Origin of the sequence: Mucilaginibacter sabulilitoris, assembly GCF_034262375.1 — a bacterium.
Taxonomy (GTDB): Bacteria; Bacteroidota; Bacteroidia; order Sphingobacteriales; family Sphingobacteriaceae; genus Mucilaginibacter; species Mucilaginibacter sabulilitoris.
On sequence record NZ_CP139558.1, the window covers coordinates 2,625,477 to 2,637,345 of the forward strand.

An 11,869-nucleotide genomic window follows, 5' to 3' on the forward strand; every position below is an offset into this window, starting at 1 on the left:
ATCAACGAAAATGAAAAAGAATAGCAAAAAAAATATATTGGTATTGATAGCGATACTCTTTACCGTATGCCAATATGGCTGTAATAAGTCCCTGAATTTAAAGCCTCTTGACCAGCTTAATGATCCGGCATTTTTTAAAACACCTACTGATTTTAAAACCTTCGCCAATCAGTATTATGGCTACCTCAAAAACTTTACAACATTGCTGGGCGTTACTGATGCCCCGCATTCCGATGGCCGTTCTGACTTAACTGGTGGCGGCGGGAGTTTTGGTGCAGGTACGAATAGCGTGCCGGCTACCGAAGCAGGTCAGGGTAATGCCGGTAACTGGACAACAGATTACGCCAGGATCAGGGCAACCAATTATCTGCTCACAAAAGCCACAGCCTATGCAGATCAGGCTGGTATTGCACAGTTTGTAGCTGAGGCAAAATTTTTCAGGGCCTATGTTTATTTTGATCTGTTACAACAATATGGAGGGGTGCCTATTGTAACAACGCTACTTGACCCCACATCGCCTGAATTATATGGAGCAAGGGCAACCAGAGACGCTGTAGCTGATTTAATTATAGCCGATCTTCAGGCTGCTATACCCAATTTGCCAGCATCTATAGCTGCAAATTCTGCCGATTATGGCAGGGTTACACAAATGGCGGCACAAGCCTTTTTGTCAAGGGTATGCCTTTATGAAGGTACCTGGCAAAAATTCAGGGGCGGAGATGCCACAAGATATAATGGGCTACTTGATAAAGCGGTCACCACAGCCAATGCTGTTATTGCCAGTAACCAGTATGCACTGTTTGGAACCCCGGCATCTAACGCTTTAGGAGGGAACAGTACCATCTTAGGTGATTCGGCCCAGAAGTACTTGTTTATTTTAGAGAATCCAAAATCTAACCCTGCCGGTGTTACAAAAGCTGCGAATCATGAATATGTATTGGCGGTAAGGTATGATGATGTTATAAAGGTAGCAGGGGTAAACATTAGCCGTTCTGCACGTAACGGCACCGGAGTAAACAGAAAGTTTGCCAACATGTTCTTATGTACTGATGGCTTGCCTATAGAGAAGTCGCCACTGTTTAAGGGATATCAAACGTACACTTCGGAGTACCAGAACCGGGATAGCCGGATGCGCTATACAATTAAAGTGCCTTATCAATACTACTGGTTTGGTTTGCTAAATGGCAGGGTTAACTGGACCAATGATGCTGCTGACCGGGCAACTGCTGAGCAGGTGGTAAGACCTGCTGGTTATGGAGGCCAAAAATGGATTTCAGAGCGCCCGGTAGCTGATAAGTTTGAGTCGGAAGATTATCCAGTGATCAGGTATGCCGAGGTATTGCTGAATTATGCAGAAGCAGTTTATGAACGTAATGGGACCATTAGTGATGCCGATTTAAATAAATCATTGAACCTGGTTCGTTTGCGTGTTAATAATAGCATGCCTCCATTAAGCAATAGTTTTGCAGGTATGAATGGCCTTGACATGAGAACGGAGATCAGGCGGGAACGTGCGATTGAGCTGTTTGACGAAGATTTCAGGTTTGATGATATCAAACGCTGGCATAGCGCTGCTATTGATCTGGTGAGCAATATAGGCGGTACAGCTTACGGAAATCTGGCCGAATTTGTTAGCCCATGGCCTCTGGGGATTAAATATACCGGTACGCAAGCCCAACTCGGACCAGATCCTATAAACCCTGCACCTACCAATCCCAAAGATGCTAATGGTTGCCTGATCACCGATCAGACGGCAAGGCAGTTTAGTGAGAAAAATTATCTTTATCCTATACCAGCGCAACAAATATCATTAAACCCCAAATTGGTACAAAACCCCGGCTGGTAACAGCAAGCAAAGCTATAATAGCTGCCTTTAGGTAGTTATTATAGCTTTTAAAGTGAATTCATAATAATACAATAACCATGTCTGATGGTTTATAGTTATCTTTTATCAACGGAGGTTATTGATGTTGTTACTCAATTTATTTATCTTTAAGCCAAACCCGTAATCAATAATCATTCCTGGTAGCTTAATTGAAATGTTAAAATTATTCAGGTTTATTTGCGTAACCAATTAAGTGTACTAAGAACAATCATTTTTGCAAAATGAAGTATAACAAACTGTTAATACTGTTTTTTTTTATTTTATATAATGCGAAGATAGCAAGGTGTCAGCCATTGTCTTACATTGGTATTGACCAGGGTTTATCCAATAATTCTGTTAGGTGTATTTACCAGGATCACAAAGGGTTTTTATGGTTCGGGACTTATGATGGCCTCAACAGATATGATGGGTACAGTTTTAAGATTTTCAGGAATAAATTTAAAGACACCGGCTCACTGATCAATAATTATATATTTTCAATAACCGAAGATGAGCAATCCAATATGTGGATAGGCACCCATGGAGGGGTATGCATATACAATAACCTTTCAGGTAAATTTTCAACGGTTAGTTATATACCCAGAGCGGGTGGCCAAAGCAAACAAATAAATGTTGGGGTTAGGGTTATTAAACCTGATCAAAAAGGCAACATGTTGTTGGGGACATTGGGTATCGGTCTGCTTTTTAAAGACAAATCGGCACAACCGGCTGTGGAGATCCCTATTAATAAAGGTAAGGAACAGCTATGGGATTATGATGTTCAGGCTATTAAACCGGATAATAAGGGAAGGATGTGGGTATTTATACCGCAAGTTGGACTTTGCAGGCTTAGCAATGACAGGCACAAATTAGTTATAGTCAGTTCATCAGTCCGGAATGCTTACTGTATTGAACCGGACCTTGAAGGTAATGTCTGGATCGGAACAGGTGAAGGCTTGTTTTTTTATCAGGATAAATCGGGGCTAATGACTAAAGTGCTTGATCAGGGTAAAGGAAAACTGACCTTTAGTAAAGTATCAGACATGGTATTGGATAATAAAGGACAGTTATGGATGACCATTAACGGCGGAGGAGTAAACATTTATAATACGTTAACACAGCGCGTTAATTATTTAAGAACGGATAATGGAATTAGTCCGCTTTCAAATGATGCTGCCTATACCATATATCAGGATAAAGATAACAGGTTTTGGATCGGTACTCTTAATGGAGGTGTTAATGTCATCGACCCACAGAAAGGACGGTTTAAAACCCTTAGTCATGACGCTGCAGATCAAAACTCCCTACCTAAAAAAGCAATATATGCACTTTATGAGGATATTAATGACGATTTGTGGATAGGCACTGAGGGGGCGGGTATCGCGATATGGAACCGTAAAACAAATGTTTTCAGTCAGCTTAAAAATGAAACGGAAAACATACGGTCGCTTAGTGACAATTTTGTAACCAATATCATTCGGGACGAGAAGAAAAACATCTGGGTTGGTACCTTTTTTAACGGGATAAACAGATATAACAGATCATCACGTACTTTTAAGCGTTATAAATGCATAAATCCGTTATCCAATACCGAGAACCGGGTTGTTTCTACGATGTGTGAGGATCAGGACAAACATATTTGGGTTGGGACATTAAAGGGGGATGGTATTAACGGCGCCCTTTACACTTTTGATGAAAAAGAAAACCGTTTTATCGCATTTGATACTAATCTTTCCGATCTGTGGAGCCTTACGCCCGATAATGAAGGAAGGCTTTGGGCAGGAACGCTTACCAAATTGGTTCAAATAGACAGGAATACCAAAAAACATCAATTTTTTGAGCTCGGATATTATTTACGCAACATTTATGAAGACCGCAGGCATAATTTCTGGATCGGGACAGAAGGAGGAGGATTGGTACTGTTTGATCGTGCAAAGTCTGCAATAATTGCGCGCTATACCACCGAAGATGGGTTATGTAATAATTCTGTGTTGAATATACTGGAAGATAAGGAGGGAGAGCTTTGGTTAAGCACATTTAATGGCTTGTCTAAGTTTAATCCGCGTACCAAAACCTTTAAAAATTATTATAAAAACGACGGACTGCAAAGTAATCAGTTTCATTACAATTCAAAAGCTGTTTTACATACCGGCGAACTGGTGTTTGGCGGCATAGATGGCGTCAATGTATTCTACCCTGAAAAAGTTACTGATATTAGCAGTACGCCAAAGCTGGTGTTGTCAGCAATAGCTGTCAATAATATTGAGTTAGAGAAAAATGCAGACTGGGTACGGAACATTTCTGCTGATGCCGTTAAAAAAATAGAAGTGCCTTATGATAAAGCTGTCTTCGCTTTTGATTTCACAGCATTAGAGTATACTGCGCCCGATAAAATTAAATATGCCTATTATATGGAAGGGTGGGACCGCGGCTGGACCTATTCCGAACATGTACGCTCTGCCAATTATACCCATTTGAACGAAGGAAACTACACTTTTAGAGTGAAGTGTACTAATGCCGAAGGTAGCTGGATGTCGGAACAAATTTCGTTGAATATACATGTGCTACCCCCCTGGTATCGGTCCTGGTGGGCTTATGGTTTGTACCTAATAGGTATCATAGGGGCAATTTATGGATATCTTTTTTATCAAAAAAAGCAAACTCAATTGCAATATGAAGTGAAATTTGTTAAGGAATTGAATGAAAAGAAAATTGCCTTTTTTACCAATATATCTCATGAACTGAGAACCCCGCTTACGCTCATAGTTAATCCGATCAAAGATTTATTGCATAACAACGGAACTAATATTGATTTAATAGATATCAGCGCGGTATACCGCAATTCACGCCGTTTGTTGAGTTTAGTTGACCAGTTGTTATTATTCAGAAGCTCTGAAAACGAAGTAGCTGACCTGAATCCGGTGTTACTAAACCTGAAAGACGTCTGTTATGAAGTTTTTCTTTGTTTTAATAATCAGGTAAAAGCTAAGAAAATTGATTACCAATTTCTTTGCAATGACTGTAATATTAAGATTAATGCAGATAGGGAGAAGCTCGAGATCGTGCTGTTTAATCTTTTATCGAATGCTATAAAGTATACACCAGAATATGGCTCAGTGAGCATCGAGGTTAATAATGGCGATGAATTTATTGAAATATTGGTAAAAGATACCGGTTACGGAATTCCTGAGAAAACAGGTGAAAAGTTATTTGAAAAATTTTACCGGCTGAATCAGGAAGCGGACAAAGTAAAGGAAAGCGGTTTTGGGGTCGGTCTTTTCCTGGCAAAAACATATTTAGAACTGCATCATGGTAAATTATCCTATACCAGTGTACTGGGAAAAGGGACAACATTCAAAATATCTTTACCTAAAATAGATGATCAAATATTAACTGATATTGATGGGGAGCCGGAAAACCAAAGTACAGTTACCTATCCGCTGTTACTGGAACTCATTACAGAGCCTCATGAAACGAGTGACAGCTACCTGATGACATCTGCCACACACATTGATGAAATTATGAATGATGTGGTCAATAAAAAGTCTATCATTTTGCTGATTGATGATGATATAGAAGTAAGGCGTTATATCAAACACTTATTACAGGATGAATTTATTATTCATGAGGCTGGGAATACAGAAGCCGGGTTTAAAACCGTTTTGGAATGTGAACCGGATATTATAGTTTGTGATGTGATCATGAATGGTGTAAATGGCGTTGAGTTTTGCTCAAAAATGAAAGAATCACCTTCATTTAGCCATATTCCTATTATATTATTAACGGGGAGTTCGTCGCCTGAAATCAAACTTAAAGGTATAGAATGCGGGGCAGATGATTATATTACTAAACCTTTTGAAAGCGACTTACTGATTGCCCGCATAAAAAGTATGTTGAAGGGCCGGAGTACGCTAAAAAATTATTTCTTTAATGAGATTACACTTAAAAATAACAGCTTAAAAATTCCAGTTGAATATAGCGAGTTTCTTGCTAAATGCATCCGGATTATTGAAAGCCATTTGGAAGATGAAAGCTTTTCTTTAAAAGCCTTTACCGATGAAATTGGTATGAGCAGGTCTAAATTATTCAGGAAGATCAAATCGATTTCAGGCTTGTCCAGTACAGAGTTTATCAGATATATCAGGTTGAGAAAGGGTGCTGAGTTAATGATCCAAACCGATTTACAGATCAAGGAGATCGCATTCAAGATTGGATTTCAGGATATCAAATACTTCAGGGAACAGTTTAATAGGCTTTTTGAAATGAACCCGTCTGACTTTATACGTAAATACAGAAAGACTTTTATCAACAAAGACAATTTAAACACCAGTATTTCCTATTCAAGAAATAAGCATTAGTGCGCCATACACAAAATAGCATTGTTTTATGCTATATACACCCCTTTGTTTGACCCCGTAACCACCCTCTTCCGGCTTTTTTTCAAAGCAATTTAGTACTTGAAGTATTCCGGAAGTATGGGGGTAACTATTATGAACTATTTGCCCAACCCTAAAGTGTGTGAGGTAAATAAACTTTTGTCGGAATTGCCAAAATTTATCTTTTATATAATCAACTAATGAAGAAAATCTTTCTGTTTGTTTTAATGATTTTTAATGTTTGCCTGTACGCTAACGCGGAACTGATTACGTACAAATCTCCGCAAGGTGTTGTTTTGAATAAAGATTTTAAGATCGCGGTAAAGGAGCCCGATCATCCAGAGCAATCTGTACCGGCTTATAATGCATCTGTGACAGAAGTGGTTGATGTCAGTAATAAAAGACAAAACACTTCTTTTGGTTATTTCGATTTTTCAGGTAAAGTTGAAGTAACTATTACCTTTCAAAACGCACCGATTCAGCACGTTAAAATAAGACCGTCTACTTATGGAATTATTCCGAGGATTGTAGGAAATACAATTGTTTTTTCCTTAAATGAGCCTCGTAATATTTCGATTGAAGTAAATCACGATATTTTTCATAACCTCCAATTGTTTACCAATCCTATTGCGACAGAAAAACCGTTAAAGGTCGATCCGAATGTTATTTATTACGGCCCCGGATTTCATCAAATTGGTATATTAAAAGTCCCCTCTAATAAAACAGTTTATATTGACGGCGGGGCAATTGTTCAGGGGCAATTACTGATCAGCAGGGTAGAGAATGTTCATGTCATAGGCCGTGGCATATTAACGCAGTTATCATTAATAAATTCAGCAGATGAACAGGTATCCAAAAAAGACCCCCGCCAACGTAATGACCAGATCACCATCGAGTATGCTAAGAATGTAGATATAAATGGACTTATAATATTACCTCATAAGTATAGCATACTTATAGGGCAATCATCGGGCGTAACGGTAAGTAATATTAAATCATTTAGTTCGGAAGGAAACGCCGACGGGATAGACGTCTTTTGTAGTTCCGATGTTCTTATTGACAAAGTATATATGCGCAATTCAGATGATTGTGTGGCTATATACGGGCACCGTTGGGAATACTATGGAAATACAAAAAATGTTACTGTTCAAAACTCAACCCTTTGGGCAGATATAGCCCACCCTGTGCTTATAGGTACCCATGGGGATACACTCCACCCGGACACGTTAGAGAAAATTAAATTTCTAAATGTTGATATACTTGATCAGCATGAAAACCAAATAGACTATCAGGGCTGTATGGCTTTAAACGCGGGTGACAGTAATTTATTGAGGGATATTACTTTTAACAACATCCGTGTTGATGATATCCGGAAAGGCCAGTTAGTGAATATACGTGTTATGTATAATCAAAAGTACAATACTTCCCCGGGCAGAGGAATTGAAAATATATATTTTAAAGATGTAACCTACCGTGGTGACAAAGCTTCGCTCTCAGTCATTGCGGGGTATGACGAAACGCGGAGTATTAAAAATGTACTTTTTGAGAACCTTAAGATTAATGGGAAGGTAATCGCAGATAATATGCCCGGTAAGCCTGGTTTTTATAAAACCGGCGATATGGCTAATATATGGGTAGGTGAACATGTTGAAGGCCTCAGGTTTATTCAAACTCCAGGGAATTCTGTTGATAGCCCCGGTTCAAAATGAAAAGGTATCACCTATATGTCGTCCTAAGCATCTCGCATATTTATTTATTATTCAATACTGTTGCTATTGCTCAAAATGCGGTATGGCAATGGTCGGTACCTATAAAAAGCGCTAAATACAATGATGGGAAAGCAAGGGCATTTTTGTGGATACCGCCTGATTGCAAAAAGGTAAAAGCATTTCTCTTTGCACAAAATAATATGGAAGAACAATCCATATTGGAGAATGAAAATTTCAGAAAGGAGATGGGTAAACTTGGTTTTGCTGAAGTTTGGGTAAGTCCCGCATATGATCCTTTATTTCATTTCGATCAGGGCGCGGGCGAAACTTTTAATAATATCATGCAAGAACTGGCTTCGGTATCTGGTTATTCTGAACTTGCTTATATTCCGTTTGTCGGTATGGGGCATTCTGCGGCGGCAAGTAGCCCCTATTATATGGCAGCGTGGAATCCTGAAAGGGCTTTGGCGGCGATCTCGGTAAGCGGACAATGGCCCTATTTCAGGCATGATTCTTTTGCTCCGGATATATGGGGAAATAAAAATGTTGATTATATCCCTTGCCTGGAAACTATGGGTGAATATGAGGCTGCCGACAGCTGGTCGGCAGAAGGATTAAAGGAAAGGCAAGACCATCCTTTGATGCCATTGAGCATGCTGGCTTGTCCGGCGGAGTTTCATTTTGCAAGTACTGACAGCAAGGCGGCTTATATTGCACTTTATTTAAAAAAAGCATCGCAATATCGAATGCCCAAAAGAGCTCCTGAAGGACAGGCGTTTAAATTAATACCAATTGACCCCACAAAAACGGGCTGGCTGATTGATAAATGGCGCTTTGATCAGATTCCTGTTGAAAAGCCTGCATCCGTTGATCAATATCAGGGAGATCGTACACAAGCTTTTTGGTATTTTGATAAGGAACTGGCCAATGCAACTATAGCTTACCAGGCCCGACATCGTAATCAAAAGCCACAACTGATTGGTTATGTGCAACAGGGAAAGTTATTGGAGCAGCATAATGTTCATCAGCAGTTTAACCTGAAGTTTGAACCAGAAGCCGACGGTATTACTTTTAAAGTGCATACTGCTTTCTATGATACGGTTCCAGATGGTAGTCCAAGACCCGCCGCATGGACTCATATGCCGGTTGGCTCATGTATTAGCCATACAAAATACAATTTGCCTATAACAGTTGATCGCATCACGGGGCCATTCATTAAGGTTAATGATTCCACATTCAGGGTGCATCCACAAAAAGGATTTTACGAATCTCCTCATAGTTATGAATTATGGTTTTCGGCCACTCATCCTGGTGACGATGAATATAAACCAGCAGTTCAGCAAGCCCTAATGTCTATACCACCCAGGAATACGCAAGGGAAAGAACAACATATTACTTTTTCGGCTATACCAAATCAGCAGACCAATAAAAAGGGAATAAAACTAAACGCTATTTCAGATGCCAGCGTTCCGGTTAGCTTTTATGTACTGGATGGGCCTGCTAAAATAGTAGATGAGCATGTAAACCTGACAGCCATACCGCCACGCAGCAAGTTTCCCGTGAAAGTAACGGTAGTAGCCTGGCAATACGGCAACAGTAATGAACCGAAGCTACAGACAGCAGAGCCTGTAGAACGTGTGTTCTGGATTCTAAAAATGCTACCGTAACCAGTTACGGTCTCACTACCGTAGCTATATTTATCGCTCATATTGCCGATTAAATAATAAGCGGCATATAGTTTTTCCTGATTCCCTTCTTGATGAAAGTGTTTAGTAACACTTTTGCGGCTGTAATTAATGTTTGGTTGCCTTAGATTAACCGCATCTTCATATTCTTATGCGCCTTTTATTATGAAGCAGAAAGAATCTGTATTTTAATTTTATATTAAATTATCGCTACATTCGCTTTATAAACCCATTATGTCCCCTAAATGGCTAATTGTTGATCAGGAATTAGTTGCACTTTTAAGAGAAGGCAATAAGGAAGCGTTTGCCGAAATTTATCGGCGTTACTGGACAGTAATGTATATGCACGCACTAAAAATGCTCAAAAGCGAAGATGATGCCCGCGATGTAGTGCAGGAAATATTCACCTCGTTATGGCTAAAAAGTCAATCTATAAATCCTGATGTTAATTTAGCCGGATACCTTTTTATCTCCACAAAAAACAGGGTGCTTGACCTGATAGCGCAAAAGCGGGTCCGGACGGACTATTTGGGTTCATTAGCAGCCTTTGCGGAAGCGCATAATAATGAGACATTAGCGGATATTGAGGAAAAAGAATTAATGCAAGCCCTGCAAAGGGAAATTGAGCAATTGCCAGCCAAAATGAGGCAGATATTTGAAATGCGTATTCATCAGCACTGTACTTATAAGGAAATTGCCGATGAGCTGAACCTATCCGACAAAACTGTCAAAAAACAAATCAGTAATGCAATTAAGATAATCCGGCCCAAGCTCCACCATCTCTCAACAATTGTTTTGATTTTATCAGGTTTATAAAATCCTTAATTTTTTTTAAAATTTTATCTACTACTTCCCCTCCCGGTAGCCGTTTACCTTAAATAACAGCTAATAAAACCATGACCCGGGAACAAGCACAGGAATTACTGACTAAATATCAACTTGGTAAATGCACATCTGAGGAGAAGATACTTTTGGATCGTTGGTATTTAAATGAAGCCGCTAAACAGCCGGTTCCAGATGCCCCACATGATCCTTTAAAAGAAGAGCAGCTGATCTGGAACAGGATACTACAGGAAATTCCTGCTGATCATAAGGTACGCTATTTAAAAAAATGGCATTCAATTGCTGCAGCCGCGGCAGTTCTCTTCTTCCTTTCTTTTGGTATCTATTTCTTATCAAAAAAAGCAGTAGTTACTAATAAATTAGTCAAAAATCAACCCTTAAAAAATGATATATCGCCGGGCGGAAATAAAGCGATTTTAACCCTTGCCAATGGCAGTCAAATTATTTTAACAGGAGCTAAAAACGGAACTATTGCACAACAAGGTTTAGTAGCTGTTGATAAAACAGCCGATGGCCAAATTGTTTATAACAATGGTCAGGGCTCATCTGGTTTGGGCGAGACTGCCGATAAAGTAGCCATGAACACCATGACCACCCCGCGCGGCGGCCAGTATTGGGTTGTACTGCCCGATGGTAGCAGGGTATTACTTAATGCAGCTTCCTCGTTAACCTATCCAACCTCATTTAGTGGGAATGAACGTAAAGTGGAGCTTACAGGCGAGGCTTATTTTGAGGTTGCGCACAACGCCGCAAAACCATTTAAAGTAAGCAGCAACGGACAAACCGTTGAGGTATTAGGAACACATTTTAATATCAATGCCTACAAAGATGAACCGGCAATTAAAACCACACTTTTAGAGGGTAAGGTTAAAGTAACTGCCAACGCCCTAAATAAAGCGCATTTTTTACAACCCGGTCAACAGAGCGTTTTCAATGCCCAGACCTTTGCTGTGAACCAGGTAGAAACCGATGGAGTAGTAGCATGGACTAACGGACAGTTTGTGTTTGAAGGTGATAATATACAGTACATTATGCGCACGGTATCAAGATGGTATGATGTTGATATAACCTATAATGGCACAGCTCCTGATGATATTTTTGGGGGCTCGGTTTCCCGGTTTAATAATATATCAGAAGTGTTAAAAATCTTACAGTTAACCGGAAAAGTTCATTTTAAAATTGAAGGAAGAAAAATTATAGTATCAAAATAAAACCAATTAGAGTTCATTCGCCAATTATAAACTTAAAAACCCAATGCTTATGAGGAAGACATTACCAACGTAGTACTAACCACAGAAAAAGGGTCTCAAAAAAAACGTGAAGATGTACCACCATCTTCACGCAAAAAGCTTGAGTTAACCCTTCCTGTCCGTCAGTCGACGGAGAGAAAAA

At 39.6% G+C, this 11,869-nt stretch carries 6 protein-coding genes; all 6 read left to right on the plus strand.

The genetic code is table 11. The features are described 5' to 3' along the window. The first annotated feature begins 10 nt into the window (after positions 1-10). The 6 genes from SNE25_RS11305 to SNE25_RS11330 all read left to right on the plus strand — a co-directional run bounded on the left by SNE25_RS11305 (position 11) and on the right by SNE25_RS11330 (position 11,688). Positions 11-1,846 (plus strand): RagB/SusD family nutrient uptake outer membrane protein, encoded by a 1,836-nt coding sequence (locus SNE25_RS11305; protein ID WP_321565211.1) that lies wholly within the window; start codon positions 11-13, stop codon positions 1,844-1,846. 260 nt (positions 1,847-2,106) lie between these two features. Continuing rightward, on the plus strand, positions 2,107-6,222 hold the full coding sequence (locus SNE25_RS11310) for a hybrid sensor histidine kinase/response regulator (RefSeq protein WP_321565212.1): 4,116 nt from the start codon (positions 2,107-2,109) through the stop codon (positions 6,220-6,222). A gap of 218 nt (positions 6,223-6,440) precedes the next feature. Further along, a complete protein-coding gene (locus SNE25_RS11315) occupies positions 6,441-7,949 on the plus strand; it encodes a glycosyl hydrolase family 28 protein (RefSeq protein WP_321565213.1) in 1,509 nt (502 codons plus the stop codon). Further along, the gene (locus SNE25_RS11320) at positions 7,946-9,616 is read left to right on the plus strand and encodes a hypothetical protein (protein ID WP_321565214.1); all 1,671 of its coding nucleotides are present in this window, start codon (positions 7,946-7,948) and stop codon (positions 9,614-9,616) included. The genes SNE25_RS11315 and SNE25_RS11320 overlap by 4 nt, the downstream gene beginning before the upstream one ends. Before the next feature lie 252 nt (positions 9,617-9,868). After that, entirely contained in the window at positions 9,869-10,450 is a 582-nt protein-coding gene (locus SNE25_RS11325; protein WP_321565215.1) for an RNA polymerase sigma factor, read from the plus strand. A gap of 80 nt (positions 10,451-10,530) precedes the next feature. Further along, complete coding sequence (locus SNE25_RS11330; RefSeq protein ID WP_321565216.1) at positions 10,531-11,688, plus strand: FecR family protein; 1,158 nt, start codon at positions 10,531-10,533, stop codon at positions 11,686-11,688. Positions 11,689-11,869: the final 181 nt, after the last annotated feature.

Excerpts from the sequence above, each read along its gene's own strand:
- SNE25_RS11305 (WP_321565211.1), top strand. The coding sequence starts at position 11 with ATGAAAAAGAATAGCAAAAAAAATATATTGGTATTGATAGCGATACTC.
- SNE25_RS11310 (WP_321565212.1), top strand. The coding sequence starts at position 2,107 with ATGAAGTATAACAAACTGTTAATACTGTTTTTTTTTATTTTATATAAT.
- SNE25_RS11315 (WP_321565213.1), top strand. The coding sequence starts at position 6,441 with ATGAAGAAAATCTTTCTGTTTGTTTTAATGATTTTTAATGTTTGCCTG.
- SNE25_RS11320 (WP_321565214.1), top strand. The coding sequence starts at position 7,946 with ATGAAAAGGTATCACCTATATGTCGTCCTAAGCATCTCGCATATTTAT.
- SNE25_RS11325 (WP_321565215.1), top strand. The coding sequence starts at position 9,869 with ATGTCCCCTAAATGGCTAATTGTTGATCAGGAATTAGTTGCACTTTTA.
- SNE25_RS11330 (WP_321565216.1), top strand. The coding sequence starts at position 10,531 with ATGACCCGGGAACAAGCACAGGAATTACTGACTAAATATCAACTTGGT.